This window comes from Sphingomonas sp. PvP018, from assembly GCF_017876865.1.
Classification (GTDB): Bacteria; Pseudomonadota; Alphaproteobacteria; order Sphingomonadales; family Sphingomonadaceae; genus Sphingomonas; species Sphingomonas aerolata.
The window spans coordinates 779,502-801,698 of record NZ_JAGIOU010000001.1 but is presented as its reverse complement, the minus strand read 5'-3'; the positions used below and the strand labels follow the sequence as shown (position 1 = coordinate 801,698).

General features: G+C 66.2%; 20 protein-coding genes. 7 read left to right on the top strand and 13 right to left on the bottom strand.

All coding sequences use genetic code 11. The features are described 5' to 3' along the window. Nucleotides 1-37 precede the first annotated feature (37 nt). Nucleotides 38-1,786 carry a ubiquinone-dependent pyruvate dehydrogenase gene (gene poxB, locus J3A66_RS03365; RefSeq protein ID WP_209567140.1) on the bottom strand — a complete coding sequence of 583 codons (1,749 nt, stop codon included), beginning with the start codon at nt 1,784-1,786 and terminating at the stop codon, nt 38-40. Between the two features lie 357 nt (nt 1,787-2,143). Here poxB and J3A66_RS03360 point away from each other — a divergent pair, with 357 nt between their 5' ends. Next, on the top strand, nt 2,144-4,705 hold the full coding sequence (locus tag J3A66_RS03360; RefSeq protein ID WP_209567138.1) for a TonB-dependent receptor: 2,562 nt from the start codon (nt 2,144-2,146) through the stop codon (nt 4,703-4,705). Nucleotides 4,706-4,753: 48 nt separating this feature from the next. On the opposite strand, the gene J3A66_RS03355 is transcribed toward J3A66_RS03360, so the two are convergent. Then, on the bottom strand, nt 4,754-6,040 hold the full coding sequence (locus J3A66_RS03355) for a glycoside hydrolase family 130 protein (RefSeq protein WP_209570374.1): 1,287 nt from the start codon (nt 6,038-6,040) through the stop codon (nt 4,754-4,756). Between the two features lie 195 nt (nt 6,041-6,235). Here J3A66_RS03355 and J3A66_RS03350 point away from each other — a divergent pair, with 195 nt between their 5' ends. From J3A66_RS03350 to J3A66_RS03340, 3 genes are read left to right on the top strand one after another with little or no spacing between them, the layout of a single operon-like run. Then, nucleotides 6,236-6,574 (top strand): hypothetical protein, encoded by a 339-nt coding sequence (locus tag J3A66_RS03350; RefSeq protein WP_209567136.1) that lies wholly within the window; start codon nt 6,236-6,238, stop codon nt 6,572-6,574. Continuing rightward, nucleotides 6,571-8,124, top strand: a complete 1,554-nt coding sequence (locus tag J3A66_RS03345) for a PepSY-associated TM helix domain-containing protein (protein ID WP_209567134.1) — start codon at nt 6,571-6,573, stop codon at nt 8,122-8,124. The genes J3A66_RS03350 and J3A66_RS03345 overlap by 4 nt, the downstream gene beginning before the upstream one ends. After that, nucleotides 8,117-8,455: a hypothetical protein gene (locus J3A66_RS03340; protein WP_209567132.1), complete on the top strand. Its 339-nt coding sequence runs from the start codon at nt 8,117-8,119 to the stop codon at nt 8,453-8,455. The genes J3A66_RS03345 and J3A66_RS03340 overlap by 8 nt, the downstream gene beginning before the upstream one ends. A gap of 85 nt (nt 8,456-8,540) precedes the next feature. Here the strand turns inward: J3A66_RS03340 and J3A66_RS03335 are convergent, their stop codons facing one another. Beyond that, nucleotides 8,541-9,164: a hypothetical protein gene (locus tag J3A66_RS03335; RefSeq protein WP_209567129.1), complete on the bottom strand. Its 624-nt coding sequence runs from the start codon at nt 9,162-9,164 to the stop codon at nt 8,541-8,543. Between the two features lie 110 nt (nt 9,165-9,274). On the opposite strand from J3A66_RS03335, the gene J3A66_RS03330 reads away from it, so the two are divergent. Together J3A66_RS03330 and J3A66_RS03325 are read left to right on the top strand one after the other, a co-directional pair. Further along, on the top strand, nt 9,275-9,943 hold the full coding sequence (locus J3A66_RS03330) for a response regulator transcription factor (protein WP_056675974.1): 669 nt from the start codon (nt 9,275-9,277) through the stop codon (nt 9,941-9,943). Continuing rightward, nucleotides 9,940-11,256 carry a sensor histidine kinase gene (locus J3A66_RS03325; RefSeq protein WP_245336693.1) on the top strand — a complete coding sequence of 439 codons (1,317 nt, stop codon included), beginning with the start codon at nt 9,940-9,942 and terminating at the stop codon, nt 11,254-11,256. Before J3A66_RS03330 ends, J3A66_RS03325 begins: the two co-directional genes overlap by 4 nt. 2 nt (nt 11,257-11,258) lie before the next feature. Here the strand turns inward: J3A66_RS03325 and J3A66_RS03320 are convergent, their stop codons facing one another. From J3A66_RS03320 to J3A66_RS03280, 9 genes are all read right to left on the bottom strand, one after another. Further along, entirely contained in the window at nt 11,259-12,095 is an 837-nt protein-coding gene (locus J3A66_RS03320; RefSeq protein ID WP_209567128.1) for a glycosyltransferase, read from the bottom strand. Continuing rightward, nucleotides 12,092-12,670, bottom strand: a complete 579-nt coding sequence (locus J3A66_RS03315) for an SAM-dependent methyltransferase (protein ID WP_209567126.1) — start codon at nt 12,668-12,670, stop codon at nt 12,092-12,094. The genes J3A66_RS03320 and J3A66_RS03315 overlap by 4 nt, the downstream gene beginning before the upstream one ends. After that, entirely contained in the window at nt 12,654-13,346 is a 693-nt protein-coding gene (locus tag J3A66_RS03310; protein ID WP_342211158.1) for a PIG-L family deacetylase, read from the bottom strand. Before J3A66_RS03310 ends, J3A66_RS03315 begins: the two co-directional genes overlap by 17 nt. Continuing rightward, complete coding sequence (locus J3A66_RS03305) at nt 13,343-14,446, bottom strand: acyl-CoA dehydrogenase family protein (RefSeq protein WP_209567124.1); 1,104 nt, start codon at nt 14,444-14,446, stop codon at nt 13,343-13,345. Before J3A66_RS03305 ends, J3A66_RS03310 begins: the two co-directional genes overlap by 4 nt. After that, nucleotides 14,443-15,366 carry a glycosyltransferase gene (locus J3A66_RS03300; protein WP_209567122.1) on the bottom strand — a complete coding sequence of 308 codons (924 nt, stop codon included), beginning with the start codon at nt 15,364-15,366 and terminating at the stop codon, nt 14,443-14,445. The genes J3A66_RS03305 and J3A66_RS03300 overlap by 4 nt, the downstream gene beginning before the upstream one ends. Then, on the bottom strand, nt 15,363-16,409 hold the full coding sequence (locus tag J3A66_RS03295; protein ID WP_245336937.1) for a glycosyltransferase: 1,047 nt from the start codon (nt 16,407-16,409) through the stop codon (nt 15,363-15,365). The genes J3A66_RS03300 and J3A66_RS03295 overlap by 4 nt, the downstream gene beginning before the upstream one ends. 180 nt (nt 16,410-16,589) lie before the next feature. Then, nucleotides 16,590-17,231 carry a maleylacetoacetate isomerase gene (maiA, locus tag J3A66_RS03290; protein ID WP_209567120.1) on the bottom strand — a complete coding sequence of 214 codons (642 nt, stop codon included), beginning with the start codon at nt 17,229-17,231 and terminating at the stop codon, nt 16,590-16,592. Further along, nucleotides 17,228-18,526, bottom strand: coding sequence for a homogentisate 1,2-dioxygenase (gene hmgA, locus J3A66_RS03285; protein WP_209567118.1), 1,299 nt, complete (start codon nt 18,524-18,526; stop codon nt 17,228-17,230). Before hmgA ends, maiA begins: the two co-directional genes overlap by 4 nt. An 87-nt stretch (nt 18,527-18,613) precedes the next feature. Further along, complete coding sequence (locus J3A66_RS03280) at nt 18,614-20,740, bottom strand: malate synthase G (RefSeq protein ID WP_245336692.1); 2,127 nt, start codon at nt 20,738-20,740, stop codon at nt 18,614-18,616. Between the two features lie 92 nt (nt 20,741-20,832). Here J3A66_RS03280 and J3A66_RS03275 point away from each other — a divergent pair, with 92 nt between their 5' ends. After that, nucleotides 20,833-21,720 carry a LysR family transcriptional regulator gene (locus J3A66_RS03275; RefSeq protein ID WP_031439070.1) on the top strand — a complete coding sequence of 296 codons (888 nt, stop codon included), beginning with the start codon at nt 20,833-20,835 and terminating at the stop codon, nt 21,718-21,720. On the opposite strand, the gene J3A66_RS03270 is transcribed toward J3A66_RS03275, so the two are convergent. Continuing rightward, nucleotides 21,675-22,172, bottom strand: coding sequence for a MarR family winged helix-turn-helix transcriptional regulator (locus tag J3A66_RS03270; protein ID WP_031439069.1), 498 nt, complete (start codon nt 22,170-22,172; stop codon nt 21,675-21,677). The genes J3A66_RS03275 and J3A66_RS03270 overlap by 46 nt on opposite strands. Nucleotides 22,173-22,197: the final 25 nt, after the last annotated feature.

The window sequence follows — 22,197 nt, the reverse complement described above, 5'->3', positions numbered from 1 at the left end:
TCCCGGGGTGCGGCAGCCGCCGCACCCCGGACCTGTTTCAGAACAGCGTCTTGAACAGTCCGGCATTGGTCTTGCCGAGCTCGACGATCGAATCCCCACGACCGTTCATCACCGCTTTCGCCATATAGAGCGTGAAGCCCTTCATCTGTTCGAGCGTGATCTTGGGCGGCATCGACAGTTCGGTGCGCGCCGTGACGGCATCGAGCAGCGCAGGGCCCGGATGCGCAAGCACCTCGCGGACGCCCGCCTCGACTTCGCCAGGGTCGGTAACGCGGACACCGTGCAGACCGATCGCACGCGCCATCGCGGCGAAATCGGGATTGTCGAGCGCGACGCCGGTCTCGATCATCCCCGCCGCCTTCATCTCCATTTCGACAAAGCCGAGCGTGCCGTTGTTGAAGACGATGATCTTCACCGGCAAACCGAGCTGCCGAACGGTCAGCAATTCGCCCATCAGCATCGCAAGGCCGCCATCGCCCGACAGGCTGACGATCTGACGGCCGGGATAGGCGGCCTGCGCGCCGATCGCCTGGGGCAGGGCGTTTGCCATCGAGCCATGGTTGAACGACCCGATCAGTCGGCGGCGGCCGTTCATCTCGAGGTAGCGCGCTGCCCAGACGGTCGGGGTGCCGACATCACATGCAAAGACGGCGTCGTCGCTTGCCAGGTCGCTGACGACGCGCGCGACATGCTGCGGGTGGATCACGCCGCTGCCCGGGGTGCCGGTCGCGAGCTCGTCCAGGCCTTTGCGCGACTTGGCGTAATCCTCGCGTGCGTCGCGCAGGAAGGCGCCGCCGCGCTCGCGTGTCAGCAGCGGCAGCAGATGGTCGATCGTCGCGCCGACGTCGCCGACCAGTCCGAGATCGATCGCGGTGCGGCGCCCGAGATTTTCGGGCCGCAGGTCGATCTGCGCCACCTTCGCCTTTTCCGGATAGAATTGGCGATAGGGGAAGTCGGTCCCAAGCATGAGCAGCGTGTCGCAAGCCATCATCGCGTCATAGCCCGACGAGAAGCCGATCAGCCCGGTCATGCCGACATCATAGGGATTGTCATATTCGACGAATTCCTTGCCGCCGAGTGCATGGACGACCGGTGCCTGGAGCACGCCGGCAAGCGCGACGAGTTGCGCATGCGCCCCCCGACAGCCGCGACCCGCGAGGATGGTCACCTTGCCGGCGTCGTTCAGCAGCGCGGCAAGGCGGGCGAGCGAGTCCTGATCGGGGATGATCGTGGCAGCTTCGGGCAGCAACGCGGTGCGGGATCGGGCGATAACGCCCGTGGTCGTTCGCAATGCGACATCACCCGGCATCGCGACGACTGCGACGCCACGATGGCCGACTGCGGCACGGATCGCTGTGTCGAGCGTGCGCGGCATCTGATCGGCATCGGAGATCGTCTCGCAATAGACGCTACATTCGCGGAACAGCGCCTCGGGACGGGTTTCCTGGAAATAATTGGAGCCGATTTCCGCGCTCGGTATCTGCGCCGCAATCGCCAGCACGGGCACGCGGGTCCGGTTGCAGTCGTACAGCCCGTTGATCAGATGCAGGTTGCCCGGCCCGCAGGAGCCAGCGCAGACCGCGAGCTTGCCGGTGAGTTGCGCTTCGGCGCCGGCCGCAAAGGCCGCCGCTTCCTCGTTGCGGACGTGCACCCATTCAATCGTTCCGCGCCGCCTGAGCGCTTCGGTGAGACCGTTCAGGCTGTCGCCGACCACGCCATAGATGCGCTCGACGCCGGCAAGTTCGAGCGTCTCGACGAACAGGTCGGCGATCAGGGTCTTGGGCATCGGGCGTCTCCGGGTCTCGAAAAATGGTGAAGGTCGAGGCCTCAACGCGTCCCGGCGGCAAGTGACGCGGCGGAATCGCGGAATTGACCCTAGGAGCGGTATGACCGGATCGTTGCAGAAATGTAACAAGTCCGAATTTTCGGTCCGAAAACGCGTGCGGATACGATCTCGTTACCCTGAATCGGTTGCATTCAAAATTTGGAGACCCGAGCATGCGCAACGGATCCCGGCAACATCCCGGGCCCATGACAAAGGATTGATTTCGGCACGGCCAGTATTGCGTGAGCAAACGACGTAAATCGTCGATGGACTTGGGGGAAGGATCCGAAAAGGCGCTCACCATTCGGGGGTAGCCTAATGAAGATTGCTCATCATATCTCGCGTCACGCCTTGATCGTTGCCCTTGCTGCTGGGGGGCATGTTTCGGCCAGTGCCCAAGAGCTTGCCCAGACGAAAAACTCCGCCACGGTAGGATCGGCCAGCCCGCCGACAAGTGATGCGTCCGACGACATCCCCGACGACATCATCGTGACGGGGACGCGTGCGACCGGCATTACTGCTGCCGAAAGCGCGGCGCCGATCAAGGTGCTTGATGCCGATATGATGAGCCATGTCGGCCAGCCCAATCTGAACCAGATCCTGACGCAGCTGGTCCCGTCCTTCACCGCGCAGGCATTTGGCGGCGACACCGCGAACCTGACGCTGTCCGCCCGGCTGCGCGGGCTGAGCCCCAACCACACACTGGTGCTCGTCAACGGCAAGCGCCGGCATGGGACCGCCAACCTCGCAGTGCTCGGCGGGCCCTATCAGGGTGCGGCGACCGCGGATCTGGACCTGATCTCCCCCTCGTCGATCAAGCGGATCGAGGTTCTGGAAGACGGCGCGGCGGCGCAATATGGCTCGGATGCGATCGCCGGGGTTATCAACATCATCCTGAAGGACGGCGATACGGGCGGCGATGGCTATGCGACCGCGGGCGAGAATTACCAGACGGGCGGGCGGACCTATGCCGGGACGCTGCATCTCGCGACGAAGATCGGCGAGGACGGGTTCCTCAATGTGACGGCCTTTCACCGCTATCACGACTTCACGCAGGTCGGCGGTCTCGACCGGCGGGTGACGGACGGTGATGGCAAGTTGCTGACCGGCACGACGTCGCCGGCGCTAAGTCCCCTGCAACAGCAGCTCTACCCGAATATTTCGGGCTTCCCGTACGTCAACCGGATCAACGGCGATGCGCAATCCCGCCTCACCAACCTGCAATTTAACAGCGCCTACGACTTCGGCGCGGCGGAGGTGTATAGTTTCGGCACCTATTCGAAGCGCATCGCCAGCGCGTACGAGAATTTGCGTGTCCCGACGCGGGTCTCGCGGACGGTCGGCGGGGTCACGACCTATTTCGATCCTGACGGCGACAGCCCGGTCAACGGCTTTTCCCCGCGCGAGAAGATCCGCGAGGACGACATGGCGTTTACCGGCGGGGTTCGCGGGCTGCTGAGCGGCTTCAACTACGACCTGTCGACCAGTTTCGGGCAGGACAAGAACCTGATCTACACCGTCGATTCCGCCAACGCCTCGCTCTACGCGGATACCGGATTTACGCCGACGAGCTTCTATAATGGCTTCTTCAAGGCGACTGCGTTCACCGCGAACGCCGATGTCACGCGCGAGATCGCGGTGGGCATGGCGGCCCCGCTAAACCTCGCATTCGGCGCGGAGTATCGGAAGAACGTGTACGAGATCGGCTCGGGCGATGCCGCATCGATCTACAAGGAGGGCGGGCAATCCTATCCCGGGTTCCGGCCATCCGATGCGGGCGTGAACGGCCGCAACAGCCAGGCGGCCTATGTCGATGTCGCGATGATGCCGATCGACGGGCTGAAGGTCGATGTCGCCGGGCGCTATGAACATTATTCCGACTTCGGCAGCAAGTTCATCTACAAGGGGACGAGCCGGTACGACTTTTCGGATTCGTTCGCGCTGCGCGGCACGGTCTCGACCGGGTTCCGGGCGCCGACGCTCGCGGAGTCCTATTATTCCGCGACCAATGTCTCGCCGACGTCCGCGTTCGTGCAGCTGCCGGCCAATTCCGCCGCGGCCAAGCTCTTGGGGTTTGCCAATCTCAAGCCGGAGAAATCGACCAATTTCAGCCTGGGGACCGTGCTGCGCCCGGCACCGCGCCTGACGATCACGATCGACGCCTATCAGGTCAAGATCCGCGACCGCATTCTCGGGACCGGCTCTCTGTACGGCAGCGGTGGTGCGACGAACTTCCCGATCGTGACCGCGGCCATTCGGGCGAATGGCAACATCCTCGACCCGACCGTCAATCAGACCGGGATCAACATCTTCACCAACGGCGCGGACACGCGGACCCGCGGCATCGATCTGGTGGCGAGCTACGTCACCGATCTTGCGGACTATGGCAAAGTGAACTGGATGCTGTCGGGTAATTATAACGAGACCAAGGCGCTCAGACTGAATGCGGCGCCTGCGACGCTCGGCGGCATCCCGCTCTTTGACCAGGAGGCGATCAGCTATCTCGAGACGGCGTCGCCCAAGACCAAGGTGATCGGTTCGATCGTCTATGCGCTCGACAAGTTCGGTGCGACGCTGCGCGGGACCGTCTACGGCAAGACGACGGCGTATCTGACCCCGGATGGCGGCGCATATTACAAGCAGACGGTCGGGTCGGCGTTCATCGGCGACGTCGAACTCAACTACGATCTCACCGCCGCACTCAAGCTGTCGGTCGGTGCCAACAACCTGTTCAACAAGCGGCCGCCGACCGTCGGGCTGGTGCCGGGGTCGACCAACTCGCTGGTCAACGACGCCAATGTTCTCGACGGGCCGCTGACGTTCAGTCCCTACGGCATCAACGGCGGCTATTATTACGCGCGCTTCAACATCAGCTTCTGACGAGATCGGGCGCGGCGCTCGGCGGCCGCGCCCGAACCTGCCTATGCGTCAGGCGGGTGCCATGACCGACAGGATATCATCGACCTGTGCGGTGGCGAACGCGGTATATTCGTCGCCGATCGCATAGGGCAGCAGGATCCGGCGACCCTGCAACAGCCCGCCGCAGCTATAGGTGACGTTCGGCACATAGCCGCCACGCTGCTCCGCGCTCGGGAACAGGAGCGGGGAGGGCGTGCGCGCCAGCACGCGGCTGGGGTCCGCCTTGTCGAGCAGGCATGCGCCGATGCAATAGCCGCGGACCATGCCGACGCCGTGGGTGAAGACCAGCCAGCCCTCGTCGATCTCGATCGGGGATCCGCAATTGCCAAGCTGCACGAATTCCCACGGATATTTCGGTGCCATGATCGGCGTCCCGCGCTCCCAGGTGTAAAGATCGTCCGAGCGGAGCAGCCAGATCGTCTCGCTGTCCTGCCGTCCGAGCATCACGAACTGGCCATCGATCCGGCGCGGGAACAGCGCCATGCCCTTGTAGCCGGTCATGGCGCCGGCGAGGGGGCGCATTTCGAAGGTCCGCATGTCGACGCCGCGGAGCATTTCCTGCTGAACCTTGCGTCCGTCGAACGCGGTATAGGTCCCGATGATGCTGCGAACGCCGTCATGATCGGTAAAATTGACGAGGCGCAAATCCTCGACACCCTGGCGCTGGCTGGGCAGCACGGGAAAGATGACCGTTTCCGACGCATCTTGGCTGTCGTCGCATAAGAGCCGGACCCAGCCATCCTGGTTGCGGTCGATTCGTGGCGGCACACCATGCGGGCTTGCCGGATCGATCACGAGGCGATCGTCGGGGCCCCATTCGCCAGTCCGGAACGTGACCGAGGAAATATGTCCTTCGCCGATGCCGCGCAACGACAGCACGAATTTGACGCCGCCCGTGGCCGATGCGGGTTCGTCGTCGATCCGCGCGATGCTCGGGTTGAACAGGGCCGCCGACTCGAATGCATATTCCTGACTGAAATAGGCGCCGAGCAGCAGCGCCTCGTCGGCGTCGATGTCGCCGATATCAAGCTTGTCCCGAACTTCGGCAAAGCGGCGGCGGAAGACTTCATCGGCATTGCGATGCCGCTCCTCCATCGGTTTTGCGAGCAGTTCGACCATGCGTTTGCGCAGCGCGGGGTCGAGTGCCATCACCCGCTGCGCCACCTTTTGCGCCCGCGATGGACGGTCGGCCGCAAATGCCTCGGGGTAGCTGAAGCTGAACGGGCGGATCACCGTTCGCGAAGGATCGGGCTTGAGTTCGATCTCAAGCTTCTTGAAGACGTTGGCAGCTTCCATGCGCGGACCTTTCATCGGGCGGCGTCCTGCATGCGCACACCCTTGCCCCGTTCAGCGATAGACCGCGCGTTTATATCCATGGATCGCATCGCCGCGGCGGATTTCCCCCGTCACCTGCTACTCTCGGACCTGACCGGATATCGTGCAACAACTTTGCTATTGATAACCACTCGCAAACTTCTGTAGGGCATGAGCATGCAGGCCACCCCGCAGCGCACGCCGGACCTAAGGCGAACGGCAACGTCGCCGCGGCGTCGGTTGCGTCCTGCGGTCGTGCCGATGATTGCCCGGATCGGGACCGCGCTGGTCGGTGGCTATGTCCTGGCCTCCGCGGTTGCCACGCTGATCGCGCGGCTGCTGCCAGTGGACCGTGCCGAGGCGACCAGCTGGGGAATGATCCTCTCGTTCCTGGTCTACGCAATCGCCGTGCTCTGGAGCTTTCACGAGCCCCGCGTGATGCGCGTCATGCTCGGCATCTGGGGCGGCAGCGTGGCGATCGGTCTGGCACTGGCCTTGCTCGGCGTCCGCCCATGACGGCTGCGTTGCCGCTGCGGCAGAGCATGGCGTGGATCCATGGGTGGCTGGGACTGCTCGCGGGATGGCTGTTGTTCGCGATGTTCCTGACGGGGACGGCAAGCTATTTCCGGCCCGAAATCACCCAGTGGATGCAACCCGAAATCCGCGCGAGCACGGTGTCGCCTGCGCAGGCCGCGCAAGGCGCGATGACCTATCTGCAGCGGATCGGCGCGGGGGACGACGTCCAGTGGTTCCTCTACCTTCCCGATGCCCGCTCGGCGGTGACGCGCGTGTTCGAGCAGCGGAGTCCGACGTCGACGGCACCGCCACGTCCCGCCGAACTCACGCTCGATCCTCGCAGCGGGGAGCCGGTCCGTGCCCGCGAAACACGCGGCGGCGAGCATTTCTATCGGTTCCACTTCCAGCTTCAGCTGCCCTATCCCTGGGGGCGCTGGCTGGCCGGACTGTGTGCGATGGTGATGCTGGCGGCGATCGTGTCGGGGGTGATCACGCACAAGCGGATCTTTGCCGATTTCTTCACGCTGCGCTGGAACAAGGGACAGCGAAGCTGGCTCGATGCGCATAATGTCTCGGCCGTGCTCGCGCTGCCCTATCATGCGATGATCACCTATACCGGGCTGATCACGCTGGTGGCGATGTACATGCCGTGGCCGGCGATGGTGAACTACAAGACGCCGCTCGATTACGGGGCGGTCGCATTCGGCATTCCGACCGAGCACGCCGCGACCGGCATTGCCGCACCGCTGCTGCCGATCGGGCCGATGATCGAGAAGGCCGAAGCAGTACTCGGCGCACCTGCGACCCGGGTCGTGGTGCGCCATCCGAATGATCGTGCGGCAACGGTGACCGTCTATCGACATGCCAGCGTGTCGATCAATGCGCGGCTGCCATCGGTGACCTATTCGGGAAGCACCGGGCAAATGCTCGAGCGATCGGGCGGCACCGGGCCCGCGCTGATGACTGCGGGGGTGATGCTCGGTCTGCACGTTGCGAGCTATGCGGGTACCGGGCTGCGCTGGGCCTATTGCCTGCTCGGCCTAACCGGCGCCGCCATGGTCGGTACGGGCCTGTTGCTCTGGACGACCAAGCGGCGGCGGCCGGGCGCGGCGCCGTTCCCGGGGCTGACGCTCGTCGAGCGATTGAACATCGCGGTGATTGCCGGGCTGCCGGTCGGGATGGCAGCGTATCTCCTGGCGAACCGGGTGATTCCTGCCGATGCGGCCGGGCGCGCGGATGGCGAAGTCGCCGCGATGTTCTGGGCCTGGGGCGCGGTCGCAGTCATGCAGCTGGCCCGATCGCCGCGGCGCGCCTGGATCGAGGGCTTCGCGATCGGCGCCATCGCCTTTGTCGCAATTCCGGTCATCAATGCCGTCACGACCGCGCGCGGTCTGCCGGCCTCATTGCGCGGCGACGATCCGGTATTTGCCGGGTTCGACCTGACCATGCTCGCGATCGCCACCGTGCTGGGGATGGCAGCATGGCGTGTCGCGCATCTTCGTCCGGCGGCTCCGGTACGACGTCCTGCCCGTGGAGTGGTTCATGCTTGAAACGATCATCGTCACACTGGCGGGCTGGATGCTGCTCGCGGCCTCCGCGTTTCGCTATCGCCGGGATCTCGGGATCACCGCACCCGGGACGATCCGGCTGTTGCGGATCGCCGCCGCCGCCGCGCTGACGCTGGCGTTCCTGCGGTGCGGGGCGCCGGTCAGCGGCGAACGCGTCGTGCGGTTTCTGGGTGGCGGCTCGATCGCGGCGGTCTTCATGGTCGGCACGCTGTCGGTCGCGCCGATGTTCATGCTCCGACCCGTCGTCCTGATCCTCGGCATGGCGCGTGCCCTGCGGCCTTCGAAAGACGAACACCGTACCGCTTCGGCCTGACGGCGGAAGCGGTACGGAGGGTGCCGGTCATTCGCGATTGGCCTGAGGACTCGATCCGCCACAGTTGTGGCGGATCGCAACCATCCTAGCGATTTACCGCGGCAGCCGGTGCGCGGAGTAGCGTTTGCGCGACGGGTGTGCCGACGGGTGCCGGTGGCGGCGTGACACCGGTTACGGATGGGACACAGCCTGGGACGGTGGACGGCGCCATTGCCCCGGGAGGGGCCAAGTTCGCGCCGCCCGGTGGCGGGGGCGGCGGACCATCGTGGCCGGGACCACCGGGGCCGCGAGGACCACCGGGGCCATGCGGCGGCGGCCCGCCCGCGGGGCCGGCGGCGATGATCCGCCCATTCGGATCGACCAGATAGGACGCGCGCAGCTGCCCATTGTCGTAGCGACCCTGTACCGTCATCGTCGCACCGGCAGTGACGCCATCGCCGTTGCGACCGGCATCGATCATCGTCCGTCCGGTTGCGTCCTGGAGGACGAAGCGGTCACCGAAGATCTCGACCACACGGCCCTTCACCGTCACCACACCGCTCGTACCAGACAGTCGGGCGATCGCGGTCGGCGTGGTGGGTGCCATCTCGATGCCGGGCCGCGTCAGCGATACGGCGCCGGCGCCGCCTGCGACGCCGACTGCAAGCAGGGCGGCAGCGGCGAGCTTCATCCGCGTTCCGCGGTTCAGTGTGTCCATCAAACGGGGCATTCATCGTCTCCTCTTCGTGTCGATGACCGGCTTCTAGGCACCGCATCCCCACGCCCCGCTGAACTTCCCCGTTCAGTTTGGGTTTAGCGTTCACAGCTAGCGAGGTCGTCATGCGTATATTGCTCGTCGAGGACGATCCCGATCTCGGCCCCGCGCTCGCCAAGGCCTTGCGAGGCGAGAACTGCGCGGTCGATCTTGCCGCAAACGGCGTCGATGCAGGGCATCTGGGCGACACCGAGGCCTATGACGCCGCCGTGCTGGATCTCGGCCTGCCCGGGCGGGACGGCGTCACGATCCTGCGGGACTGGCGTGCGGCCGGGCGTGACCTGCCCGTGCTGATCCTCACCGCGCGTGACGGATGGTCGGACAAGGTCGCGGGGTTCAAGGCGGGGGCCGACGACTTCATGACCAAGCCATTCCGCGTCGAGGAGCTCGTCATGCGGCTGCGCGCGCTGGTGCGCCGGGCGGCGGGGCATGGCGCCACACGGCTCGAATGCGGCCCGCTCGCCTTCGAGACGCAGACCGGCCAGTTCGAGCTCGACGGATTGCCGGTCAAACTGACTGCGCTCGAATGGAGGGTGCTCTCGGCGCTGATGCTGTCGAAGGACGCGGTGATCGAGCGGCTGGCGCTGATGGAGCGTGTCTATGAGGGCGATGCGGACGTCGATTCGAACAGCCTCGAGGTGATCGTGGGTCGACTGAGAAAGAAGATCGGTGCGTCGCTGATCGATACCGTGCGTGGCCGGGGCTACCGGCTCGCCACGCCGACACCCCGATGAGGCTGATCCCGCGGTCGATCCATGGGCGGATGCTCGGCCTTTCACTACTCGCCACGCTCGTCGCGCTTGCGGTCGCGGGCGCGGCGATCGTCGGCGTGCTTCAGCGGTTCGTCACCCAGGGGCTCGACCAGCGGCTCGATGCCGAATTGTCGCTGCTTGCCGGTGCGGTCGATGGCGATGGGCGGATCGACCGGGCGAGACTGACGCGGCTTCGCGGCCTGCTCGATGCCGGCCCCGGCTGGCAATGGCAGATCAGCGGCCCGGTACAGACCGTAGGTTCCGCCGAGTTTCCGGCGCTGCGGACGCGTGGCCCGGCACTGCGAGACGCGCTGCGCGGGGAAGGCGAGGAGCGTCCGCAGCCGCTGGAGGGACGCGACGGGGTCCACGCTCGGCGGATTTCGATCGCGACCGACGCGGGGCCGGTGGTGCTGACCGCGGCGGCACCGCGCGATGTCGTCGCCCGACCGATCCGGGCGGCGGTGGTGCCGTTGCTTGCGACGCTCGGCATCCTTGGCATCCTGCTGGGTATCGCGACGCTGGTGCAGGTGCGGATCGGATTGCGACCGCTGCGCGCATTGCGCGACGGTGTCGCCGCGATGCGCAGGGGGGCCACGGGTGTGTCCGAAGCGCAGCCCGACGAGCTTCGTCCGCTCGCGATCGAACTTAACGCACTGGCGCGGGACAACGCGGCGGCGCTCGCAACCGCGCGCGCGTCGGCGGCCAATCTGGCGCACGCGCTGAAGACCCCCGTCGCGACGCTTGCACTCACGGTGCGTGACGATCCCGCCCAGGCGGCGCAGCTCGCCCGGATCGACGCGACGATCCGGCATCATCTTGCCCGGGCACGCAACATCGCCGGCGGTCATGCGAGCAGCACCGCACTCGCCCCCGCGATCGCCGATCTGGTGTCGACGATCCGGCGGCTGAGGATGGAGCGCAGCATCGTGATCGATGCGGCGATCGACCCGGCGCTGCACGTCGCGGTCGATGCCGCGGATCTTGACGAGCTGGCGGGCAATCTGATCGACAATGCCGCACGGCATGCGCGAACGACGGTGCATGTCGCCGCAAGGGTCGATCAGGGCATGATCCGGCTCAGCGTCGTCGACGATGGACCGGGCATCGCGCTGGCGGACCGCCAGCGGGCGACCGACGCTGGCGTGCGGCTCGACGAACGTGAGGACGGCCATGGGTTCGGCCTGGCGATCGCGCGCGAACTCGCAGCGCTGTATGGCGGCGTGCTGGTCCTCGACGATGCCGCGGGCGGCGGGCTTTGCGCTTCGGTCACATTGCCGATTGGTGCTGCCGTCTAGGATTAGACCACATGCGCGGCGATCAGGTCTGCGGCGTTCGGACGGCGCAGGATGCGGATGCCATCATCGCGATAGTCGATCAGCCCCATCGCGACAAAGGCGTCAAGCCATCCCTGCATCGGCCACCAGCCCCAACGCGCTTTGAATATCGTCGCGTTGCGGACGATGTCGTCGAGATGCTGGACGGGCGGATCATAGCTGTCGTGATATTGGTGACAGGCGATCGCACCGCCGACGAAGATCAGCGGGGTTTGTGCACGTTCGGCACGAAAGCCGAAATCGGTGTCTTCCGCGCCATAGCCGACGAAAGCCTCGTCGAAGCCGCCCAGTTCCTCGAACCGCGACCGGCGGATCGCGAACGCCAGCGACCAGAACAGGCCGGGATTGGTTTCGCGCCGCGTGCCCGTTGCGGGAAAACTGCGCACCGGATGTGGCCGCCCGGTCGCCAGCAGGACCTCTTCGTTCCACGTCGAACGCGCGTCGTCGGGTCCGAGATAGCGGATATCCGCGCAGAGCAACGCATCGTCCTCATCGAGTACCGCACCCATCCTGCCAAGGCACTGCGCCATCGGGATACAGTCGACGTCGAGAAACAGCAGATGTGCGGATGTCGCGTGCCGTGCTGCAAGGTTGCGCGCGGCGGCAAGCGCGAGGGTGCCGGTCTGCAGCCGATGGACGTAGACGGGGAAGGGCGCCTCCGGCTGCGCGACCGGGGTGCTGCTCATGTCGACGACGATCAGTTCGGCGGGGGCGACCGCGCTCCGTTTCAGGCCCTCGATCAGCTGGATCAGATGGGGTTCGCGGTCCTTGACGAGGGTCAGGACGGAGAGCGGCGTCATCGCAGGGACCACAGGTCGAGGCGGTACGCGTCGGTTCGCTCGCCATGCTCGACCGCGATCCCGTCGAGCCGGTCGCGCAGCTTGGTGACGGCTGCGTCGCCGGTCTGTGGATAGTCGGTATCGCCCGTCCAGTGCACGAGCATTATCCGGCAATCGGGCGTAGCGCTGGCGCGGATCGCGGCGGCTGCGCGCTCGATATCCGCATCGTCCCAGTAATAGACGACCTCCGACAGCACGACGAGATCGAACGCGCCTTCGGGTGACTCGGCCGGGAAGCTACAGCGCGTGATCGTGACATTGGACAGTGCGGCGCAGCGCGACCGGGCAAGCTCGACTGCACGCAGGCTGATGTCGATCGAGGTCAGGGTATCGCACAAAGGCGCGAGCCGAGCGGTCAGCACGCCGTGGGCGCAGCCGATCTCGAGGGCCGAACGATAGCGCCGATCGTCGATAGCGCCGATCGTCGCGTCGAACTTTGCGGCTTCATACGGGCTCGAGGCGAGCGACCAGGGATCGTCGTCGCCGGTGAAGACGTCGTCGAAATAGCGCGCGTCGAGGCTATGGTCGGGTCGCATATCGGTTCGCTAGATAGAGGAGATCGGTGCCCGGCATGCGCTGCTGCGCGCGCGGCAGGCGAAAGCCGTCGCCCATCAATCCGGTCAACTGGCTGCGGTGCGCGCGAAGCGCGGCGCTGCGCCGGCCGGTCGGCATCGCCGCGGTGCGGACGACGCGCTTGCCCGCGGGGCGTTCGCCCCAGACGGCATATTCGAAGATCGCGACCGGCCTGCGCGCCGCGTACGCAGCATGCACCGCAAGCGTGAAGCACGCGGCATGATCGCAATGCGGCTCGCCTGCCGCGGTGGTCGCAATCGCGTTGACCGCGTGCCGGCGCAACAGGGCCGCGAGTTGCCGCACGGACCGACGGAACGCGGCGCTTCCGGGGCGGTGCGGGTTTGCATCGTGCCAGTCGAGAAACCGCGGGACGATCCGCCGTTCGCCGGTCAACAGCGCGACGGCATGTCGTGCCTCACTGCGCCGTCGCCGGATAAGCGCGCTACGATCCGCCGGCGTCGGGCAGGGATGCGAACCCGATCCGTCGGTCAGGATCATCACCCCGGCAAGGCGATTGCGCGCCGCCGTATCGACGATCAATGCCCCTGTGCCGAGCGTTTCATCATCGGCGTGCGGCGCGAGCACCAGCCACCGCGCGCTGCGCCAGGGACTTCGGCTCAGTGCAGTCGCGGGGGTCACCACAAGCGGTCACCGGCGCCCCAGACGTCGCGGTCGAGCCAGGCGAGCGCCGCCTGATCGCGCGCATAATCAGGGCCTGCCTGACGCAGATAGAGGCTAAGGTCGCGGCTGATCTTGTCCGCACGCTCACCATCAAACGCGCTGCGCGTACCGAGCAGACGGGCGGCGGCTTCCATGACGTCAAGCGCGGCACGCTCGACGACACCGCGCGTCATCTGGACGAAGACGATGGCGTCCGCCTCCTCACGCGCGGCACGTCCCGCAGCCTCACGGACCCAGAGGTAGGCGGTGCGCGCGGCAACTACCGCCTCGGCGAAGCGCGCACGCTGGACGGGGTCGCCGCGCGCGGCGTCGGACAAGGCGCGCCGGGTCTCGGTCAGCAGCCCCTCCATGCCGCCAAGCTGGACCGCCAGGAACCGCCATGCGCCCGCGGTGAACCGGGGTTCGCGGTCATAGTCGCCTGGTGCGCCCAGGGTCTGCATGACGCCGGCGGGATAGCCCGAACATTCATAGCGACCGCTCATGCTCGCACGCATGCCGCGTACGCGCCAGCGGGACGCGTCGGTACGCAGGGGATCATTGGCCGGGATGACGACGACCGGACGCTGGCCCGTTGCCGGACGCGCGGTGACGATTGCGTAATCGATACCGCCGGCTCCGCTTGCGAAGTGCTTGGCCCCATCGAGCACAGGGCCGTCAGGACTGCCGACCACCGCGACGCCGGGCGGGGGTTCGGTCGCCCAGACGCCGAACCAGGCGCCGCGGTCGAGTTCGGTATCGAGCCAGGCAAGTTGATCCGCCGAGGCATACCAGTCGAACAGCGCGAGCGCGTTGACATGGCCTTCGAACAGCCGCCCGACGCTGAGGTCGCCGCGTCCGACCGTCCGCAACGCATCGAGCAGTTCATCCGGTGCACCATTGGCCTGCCCACCGAGCGCCCGCGGGACGAACCGCCGGTGCAGGCCGTGGCGGACCAGTGCGGCCATGCTGTCCGCGGGAAACATGGGGGCGGCATCATAACGCTCGCCGCAGGACGCGAGCGTCTCGACGAGGTCGAGGGACGGCGTCGCGGCGGCTGGCCGTCCAGTCGGGCCACTCATCGGTCGAGCCCCAGCGGCATGTCGCAGCGCATTGGCGGGAGCAGGGGTTCATCGCGCGCGACTCCTGCATCACCGCCCGGCTGGTCGCGTCGCATCCGTCGCCACGCCGCGCGTGCGCGCCACTGATCGAACGACGGCAGAAAAGTGGACTCGCCGCGCGCCACCCGATCGGACAGCGCCTGCATATGGTCCGCCATGCCCCCGGTCGCGCGACCGATGGTGCGCGCGGACACACGGGTCCACACGCTCATCGGATGGCCAAGGCGACCACCTGCCGCGACCGCCGCCTCGACCAGTGCACGGTCTTCCCCTGCAGGGATTGCCGGAACGCCGCCTGCCGTACGGTAGAGCGGAGCAAGAATCGCCAGGCTCGCGCCGGTATGGTCGCCGTGACGGGGTGCCGGATCCCAGCGGCACGGATCAATGTCGTCCTCGATCGCGCGAACACAGGCCCAGTAGCGGTCGAGCTTGACCTGCATCGCGTTCATGTCCGCCGCGAGCGGTTCGGCATCGTCGACGACGATCCGGCCGCCGACGATATCGAGCCCCGCGTCGATCGCGCGCAGCATCGCCGAGATCCAGTCGGACGGCGGCCGGGTATCGGCATCGGTGGAAATTAGAACGCCGCGATCCGGATCGATGCGTGCCAAGCCGGCGTCCATCGCCAGGCGTCGCGCGGTGCCGGCATGCGCGCGCTCGGGCGGAATATCGTGGCAGGCCACGGCGAGATGCAGTCGCTCGCCCCAGGCTGCCTGTGCCCGGGCCACCGCGGCGACGCTGTCATCGACGGTGTTGTTGATCAAGATCGAGACGCGGATCGGTCCATCCACGTCCTGTCGCGCGAGGGCGTCGAGCAGAATTGGCAGACGGTCTGCCTCGTCACGCGCGGGCACGCATACGCAGAAGCGGGCGTCCGTCATGCCGCCCCCGCCAATGTGATCGGATAGTCAGACGCGCGGCCCCGTGCGGCGTGGCGCGTCGGCTGGATCATCTCTTCGTACAAATCCTCATAGCGGTCGATCATGACGTCGGCGTCGCAGATCGCCTCCGCCCGCAGGCGGCAGGCACGGCGGTCGAGCAGCACCGCCCGCCGCGCGGCATCCGCGAGCGATGCGACATCGTCCGCGCGTGCGAGCGTGCCACAGGACTCGTCGAGGAGCGCCGGAATCGCGCCGCGCGCAAAGGCGGCGACGGGCGTCCCGGACGCGAGGGCTTCGGCGACCACCAGCCCGAACGGTTCTTCCCAGCGGGGCGTACAGAGGAACGCACTCGCGCCGCCGACGAGCGCGCCGAGTGCCGCATGCTCGAGATGCCCGACATGCGTGACGTCGGCGCCGAGCCGCGGCAGGATCTCGGCCGCATAATAGTCCGGATCGGAGATCGGTCCGGCGATGCGGAGCGGATAGCCTGCCAGCCTCGCCGCGTCGATCGCCAGATGAAGGCCCTTTTCGGCGACGATCCGCCCATACCAGACGAGATAGCGGTCGGGACTTGCGGCAGGTTGGAAGGGGAAGCTCGCAAGGTCGATACCGTTCGGGATCGTCCGGTCGATCGGCGTCACGTGGCTCCACAGACCACGGATCGTATCAGATACGGCAACGAAGCGCATCGATGGTGACTTGCAGAGGCGGATGCCGCTTTCCAGCCAGCAGAACGGGGGCGTGTGCAGCGTCGTGACCATCGGCGTGTCGAGCGTTTCTGCCATCGAGACGGGAAGATAGTGGAGAGAGTTGTTGTGGATGACGTCGAACCGCCGGTTCCGCAGCATGCTCATCAGCCGCAAATAGGCATGGTGTTCGCGGAAGAACGTCACGTCCTGCGCTTCGGCGGTGCCGGTTTCGAGAAGCGAGGTTTCGTCGCAGATCGCCTCGAGCCCCATTGCCGGATCGGATTTCATCGATGCGAATACTGTGACCGCATGTCCACGTCGGCGTAACGCGGTCGCCAACAGGTGCGTATGCATCTCGAGGCCACCGGCAAAAGGCTCGCGGATGGCATATTTGAGATGCGCAATAATTGCGATTCGCATTCCGGCCCCTTCACCAGCGATCACGATCTAAGTCGCGTCGATTCGGTGAGAAACGCATCAATTCGGCTTTTATGTCCGCTACTCGGACCGGGTTTGTGCTAATCTATATCAATACTATAGCGGGTCACGGTCGGGCTGCATGTCGGGGTGCGCAGCGGCGAAGGCCGGCAGGGTCGCTGCATTCGCGGCCGCGGCGGCCAGACGTGGGTAGCGGGCAAGATCGATGGCGAAGCGTTCGGCGGCATAGACCTGCGGCACGAGATAGCAGTCGGCCAGCGTCGGCGTGGCGCCAAAGGCATAGCCGTCGCCGTGGCGAGCGATATGCGGTTCGATCGCGTCGAATCCCGCGGTCATCCACCGCGTGATCCAGGCCGATACCTGACCAGGCGTCGCGGCGAAATCGGTCCTGAGCGCGTCGAGGATCCGCAGATTGTTGACCGGATGAATGTCGCAACCGATCGCCGCCGCAATGCTGCGCACGATCGCGGCCTTGGCAGGGTCGGCGGGCAATAGCGGCGGCGCGGGATAGCTCGCATCGAGCCATTCGAGGATGGCCGGCGACTGCGTCAGGATCGTGCCGTCGCCGATCTCGAGCGCAGGTACCAGCCCTTGCGGGTTGAGCGCGAGATAGGCCGCGTCACGCTGCTCGCCGGTCCTGAGGTCGTGCGTGCGTTGCTCATAAGCGCACTGCTTCAGGTTCAGCCCGATCCGCACACGGTACGAGGTTGTCGACCGCCAATAGCCGTGCAGGATCATGCCGGCAGCACCGCCTTGGGGAAATCGGCCCAGACCGCGTCATAGTCGAGCTGGGCATGCGCCAGCGCATGCGGCGTCGGTCGGTAGGGCCAGCAACTCTCCACCATGAAGGCCATGGTCCCGTCGATCTTGTGCGGCTTGAGATCGGCGTTCGTAGCGGCGGTCCAGCTATCGAGATCGGGACCGTGGCCTGCCATCAGATTGTGCAGGCTCAGACCGCCGGGCGTGAAGCCGGCCGCCTTGGCGTCATAGGCGCCGTGGATCAGACCCATCGCCTCCGACATGACGTTGCGGTGGAACCAGGGCGGGCGGAACGTGTCCTCGGCGACCATCCAGCGCGGCGGGAAGACGACGAAATCGGCATTGGCGCGGCCGGGTACGTCGGAGGGCGAGGTCAGAACGGTGAAGATCGACGGATCGGGATGGTCGAAGCTCACCGTGTTGATCGTGTTGAACCGGGCGAGATCATAGCGCCACGGCGCCAAGTTGCCGTGCCACGCCACGACATCGAGCGGACTGTGCTCGAGCGTCGTGCACCACAGCGAGCCCATGAATTTCTGGATCACCTCGAACCGCGTGTCGCGATCCTCGAACCAGGCGACCGGCGTTTCGAAATCGCGCGGATTGGCCAGCCCGTTCGCGCCGATCGGACCAAGATCGGGAAGACGAAACAGGGCGCCGTGGTTTTCCGCGACATAGCCCGTTGCCTGTCCATCAGGTAGCAGCGCCCGGAACCGGACACCGCGAGGGATCAGCGCGATCTGGCCGGGCGCGACCATGATCCGCCCGAGCTCCGTCAGAAGTTCGAGGCGGCCCGCTTGGGGGATGAAGAGCAGTTCGCCATCGGCGTCGACAAACACCCGCGCAGTCATGTCGCGGTTGGCGGCATAGAGGTGGACCGCGACGCCCTCCAGATCCGCAGGATCGCGGGTGGCAAGCATCGTCGTCATGCCGTCGATCAGGTCGGTTCCCGCTGGCGGCGGCGCGCTCGGGTCCCAGCGCAGCCGGTTGGGCGCCAGTGGCCCGTCCTGCGCGCCCGCGGCGAAGCGGGCGGCGCCGTCATACCGGACATAGGGCGGATGTTCGGCGGTGGGGCGCATGCGGTACAGCCAGCTCCGCCGGTTCTCGTGACGCGGTGCGGTGAAGGCCGTGCCTGACAGCTGTTCGGTGTACAGCCCGAAGGGTGGTCGTTGCGGCGCATTGTGGCCGACGGGCAGCGCGCCTGCGACGGCCTCGGTCGCGACATGGTTGCCGAAACCTGAAATATAGCCGGTGTCGGCCGGGTCATTGGCCATCGTAACACTCTCCTCGCGCACCCCTGTTCGACGTGCCGCGGGGGCCGGGGGTTTCGAGAAGGACGATGGCCCCCGGCCAATATGGTGTCAACTGTTACCAGTTTGCGCTGCTTTTGCATCCTGTCGGAAGCGGTGAAGAAGGGGTTCGGTATAGCCGTTGGGCTGATCAAGGCCTTCAAAGACAAGCGCGCGGGCGGCGCGATAGGCAAGACTGGTCGCTTCATGCCCGGCCATCGGCCGATAGTGCGGATCGGAAGCGTTCTGCGCGTCGACCTTGGCCGCCATCTTCACAAAGGCGGCATCGACCTCGGCGGGCGTCGCGATGCCGTGGAGCATCCAGTTCGCCATATGTTGCGAGCTGATCCGCAGGGTCGCGCGATCTTCCATCAGGCCGATGTCATGAATGTCAGGCACCTTCGAGCAGCCGACGCCCTGATCGATCCAGCGCACGACATAGCCGAGAATGCCCTGCGCATTGTTCTCGAGCTCGTCGCGGATCTCGTCGGGGGACCAGTTATGGCCGTGTGCGAGCGGGATCGTCAGGAGCTTCTCGATCGGCGTGACGGGCTCGCTCTGTCGCGCCGCCTGTCGCGCGAAGACGTCGACGCGGTGGTAATGCGTCGCGTGAAGCGTCGCCGCGGTGGGTGAGGGGACCCAGGCGGTGTTGGCGCCGGTCATCGGGTGCGCGATCTTCTGTTCGAGCATGTCGGCCATTCGATCGGGCGCGGCCCACATGCCCTTGCCGATCTGCGCGCGACCGCTGAGGCCACAGGCGAGGCCGATCTGGACATTGCGATCCTCATAGGCGGCGATCCAGGCGCTCGCCTTCATCTCGCTCTTACGGATCATCGGTCCGGCGCGCATCGCGGTGTGCATCTCGTCACCCGTGCGATCGAGGAACCCCGTGTTGATGAACACGATGCGGTCCTTCACCGCGGCGATACAGGCGGCCAGATTGGCCGAAGTGCGGCGTTCCTCGTCCATCACGCCGACCTTGATCGTGTGGCGGTCGAGGCCGAGCAGATCCTCGACCGCGTCGAACAGCCGATTGGTGAAGCCCGCTTCGTCGGAGCCGTGCATCTTCGGCTTGACGATGTAGATCGAACCCTGGCGGCTGTTTCGGAAGCGACCGGTGCCGTTCAGATCGTGCAGCGCGATCATCGCGGTCACGATCCCGTCGAGAATGCCCTCGGGCGCCTCCGTCCCATCGGGCAGATGGATCGCGGGCGTGGTCATCAGATGGCCGACATTGCGAACGAACAACAGGCTTCGTCCCGGCAGGACGATCTCCGATCCGTCCTGCGCGGTGTAGCGCCGGTCGTCCTCCAGCGACCGGGTCAGCGTCTGACCTCCCTTGTCGAACTGCGCCTCCAGATCACCCTTCATCAGGCCCAGCCAATTGGCATAGGCCGCGACCTTGTCGTCGGCATCGACCGCGGCGACCGAATCCTCGAGGTCGACGATCGTCGTGAGCGCGGATTCGAGCCGGACATCGGCAAGGCCGGCGGGGTCGGACGCGCCGATCGGATGGTCGCGATCGATGACAAGTTCGATGTGCAGGCCATTGTGGCGCAACAGGATCGTGCTGCCGGCATGGCCGCGGAGCTGATCCGGTTGTGCCAGCACGGGCGAGCTGCCGTCCCAATCGGTCCATGAGCCCGACGCAAGCGGCACGCTGGAATCGAGGAACGCCTTGGCCCAGGCGATTACCTGTGCACCGCGGTCCGGATCATAACCCCGACCCGACGGCGTTCCGGGGATCACGTCGGTGCCGTAGAGCGCGTCGTACAGGCTGCCCCAGCGTGCGTTTGCGGCGTTGAGGACGAACCGGGCATTGAGAATGGGCACGACGAGTTGCGGGCCTGCCAGCCGTGCCACCTCGTCATCGATGCGGGTCGAGGTCGCGACGAACGGCGCAGGCTCCTCAACGAGATAACCGATCTCGCGTAGGAAGCGCGCCTGTGCATCCGGATCGACGGGGCGGCCGCCAAGCGTGCCGTACCAGTCGTCGATCTTCGCTTGCAGCGCGTCGCGGTGGGCAAGCAGCTCGCGATTTTCAGGTGCGAAGCGGGCGTAGATGTCGGCCATTCCGGACCAGAAGGCGGACGGGTCGACCTCCGTGCCGGGCAGCGCCTGGTCATCGAGGAACCGTGCCAGCGGTGCGGCTACACGCAGCCCCGCCTTGTCGATCATGCCGTCTGACGTCGCGGTCATCGCTCTCTCCCTATCTGACGATCATCCTATACGAACGCCAGGCTGTTCGGTAGACGATCAAGTGTTGAAGCTGTCGATCACCGGGGGAACGAATGGATCCGGATGCCGCCTTGTTTGTCGACGTCGTCGCGGCCGGAAGCCTGAGCGGAGCTGCCCGCTTGCGCGGCATCTCTCCGGCGATGGTATCGAAACGGATCGTCCGGCTAGAGACGCGGCTCGGAGTGCGGCTGCTCAATCGTACGACACGGCGGCTCGAGCCGACGGCGCGAGGCGAGCGGTATCACGCGGACATGGTCGCGATCCTTGCCGCGATCCGGGAGGCCGAGGGGCGGGTCGGCGACCGGGCCGCCGGGCCGAGCGGTCCGCTCCGCGTCAGCGCGCCGACGTCGTTCGGGCGCTTGCATATCGCACCTCGGCTCAAGCCCTTTCTCGATGCGCATCCCGACATCGCGCTCGAACTAAATCTGTCAGACGGTTTTTCGGACCTGCTCGGCGAAGGTATCGACCTCGCGATCCGGATCGCGCCGACGGTCGAGCCGGGTTTTGACGCGCACCGGCTGGGCGACAGCCGCCGGGTCCTGTGTGCCGCACCCGCTTATCTCGAAACGGCGCGCATTCCCGACAGCGCGGCGGCGCTGGGTGACCATCGGCTGCTTGCGGCGCGCGGCCAAATGCCGTGGCGGCTGACGGGGCCTGACGGCGATTTCACGATCGATGCCGCGAGCCACGTGCGCACGAATTCGAGCGAGGTCGTGAGAGAATTCGCGCTGTCGGGCGTGGGGATCGCGCTGCGGTCGCTGTGGGATGTCAGCAGCGATCTGGCGGCGGGGCGGCTCGTTCGTGTCCTGCCGGCAATCGAGGGGAGCGCGGATGTCGGGATCTTTGCGCTACACCCGCGCGGCGCAGTGCCGTCGTCGGTTGTCGCGCTGCTCGACTATTTGCGGACGCTGTGGACACCGTCACCGCCCTGGGCCGGCTGATCGAGCGCGCTGGTCACCGCGTCGATCCGGCGGAGCATCGCCGTGAACGCGGCGACTTCGGCCGGGTCGAACTGTGCAAAGATCCGCGCCTCCAGATCGCGTGCCTTGGGTGCGACCGCAGCGTAAAGCGTGCGCCCGGCATCGCTGAGCATCAACAGGTGCGAGCGACGGTCGCTGGCATTGGCGCGCCGTTCGAGAAGCCCGCGTTCGACCAGCGCAATCGCCGCGCGGCTTACCGTAACCTTGTCCATGCGCGTGCGGTGCCCGATTTCCGCCTGCGTGATGCCGCCGGTTTCGGCGATGACGGCGACCAGCCGCCATTCGGGGATCGAGAGACCGAACAGCGATTCATAGCTGCGCGCGATCGTGTCGCTGACGAGGTTCGACGTGAACGACAGCCGGAACGGGATGAAGTCGTCGAGCAGCAGTGGGCGGTCGGATGAAGCGGTCATGGCCCGGGATAGTATCAGTTGACAC

Excerpts from the sequence above, each read along its gene's own strand:
- poxB (WP_209567140.1), bottom strand. The coding sequence starts at position 1,786 with ATGCCCAAGACCCTGATCGCCGACCTGTTCGTCGAGACGCTCGAACTT.
- J3A66_RS03360 (WP_209567138.1), top strand. The coding sequence starts at position 2,144 with ATGAAGATTGCTCATCATATCTCGCGTCACGCCTTGATCGTTGCCCTT.
- J3A66_RS03355 (WP_209570374.1), bottom strand. The coding sequence starts at position 6,040 with ATGGAAGCTGCCAACGTCTTCAAGAAGCTTGAGATCGAACTCAAGCCC.
- J3A66_RS03350 (WP_209567136.1), top strand. The coding sequence starts at position 6,236 with ATGCAGGCCACCCCGCAGCGCACGCCGGACCTAAGGCGAACGGCAACG.
- J3A66_RS03345 (WP_209567134.1), top strand. The coding sequence starts at position 6,571 with ATGACGGCTGCGTTGCCGCTGCGGCAGAGCATGGCGTGGATCCATGGG.
- J3A66_RS03340 (WP_209567132.1), top strand. The coding sequence starts at position 8,117 with ATGCTTGAAACGATCATCGTCACACTGGCGGGCTGGATGCTGCTCGCG.
- J3A66_RS03335 (WP_209567129.1), bottom strand. The coding sequence starts at position 9,164 with ATGCCCCGTTTGATGGACACACTGAACCGCGGAACGCGGATGAAGCTC.
- J3A66_RS03330 (WP_056675974.1), top strand. The coding sequence starts at position 9,275 with ATGCGTATATTGCTCGTCGAGGACGATCCCGATCTCGGCCCCGCGCTC.
- J3A66_RS03325 (WP_245336693.1), top strand. The coding sequence starts at position 9,940 with ATGAGGCTGATCCCGCGGTCGATCCATGGGCGGATGCTCGGCCTTTCA.
- J3A66_RS03320 (WP_209567128.1), bottom strand. The coding sequence starts at position 12,095 with ATGACGCCGCTCTCCGTCCTGACCCTCGTCAAGGACCGCGAACCCCAT.
- J3A66_RS03315 (WP_209567126.1), bottom strand. The coding sequence starts at position 12,670 with ATGCGACCCGACCATAGCCTCGACGCGCGCTATTTCGACGACGTCTTC.
- J3A66_RS03305 (WP_209567124.1), bottom strand. The coding sequence starts at position 14,446 with ATGAGTGGCCCGACTGGACGGCCAGCCGCCGCGACGCCGTCCCTCGAC.
- J3A66_RS03300 (WP_209567122.1), bottom strand. The coding sequence starts at position 15,366 with ATGACGGACGCCCGCTTCTGCGTATGCGTGCCCGCGCGTGACGAGGCA.
- J3A66_RS03295 (WP_245336937.1), bottom strand. The coding sequence starts at position 16,409 with ATGCATACGCACCTGTTGGCGACCGCGTTACGCCGACGTGGACATGCG.
- maiA (WP_209567120.1), bottom strand. The coding sequence starts at position 17,231 with ATGATCCTGCACGGCTATTGGCGGTCGACAACCTCGTACCGTGTGCGG.
- hmgA (WP_209567118.1), bottom strand. The coding sequence starts at position 18,526 with ATGGCCAATGACCCGGCCGACACCGGCTATATTTCAGGTTTCGGCAAC.
- J3A66_RS03280 (WP_245336692.1), bottom strand. The coding sequence starts at position 20,740 with ATGACCGCGACGTCAGACGGCATGATCGACAAGGCGGGGCTGCGTGTA.
- J3A66_RS03275 (WP_031439070.1), top strand. The coding sequence starts at position 20,833 with ATGGATCCGGATGCCGCCTTGTTTGTCGACGTCGTCGCGGCCGGAAGC.
- J3A66_RS03270 (WP_031439069.1), bottom strand. The coding sequence starts at position 22,172 with ATGACCGCTTCATCCGACCGCCCACTGCTGCTCGACGACTTCATCCCG.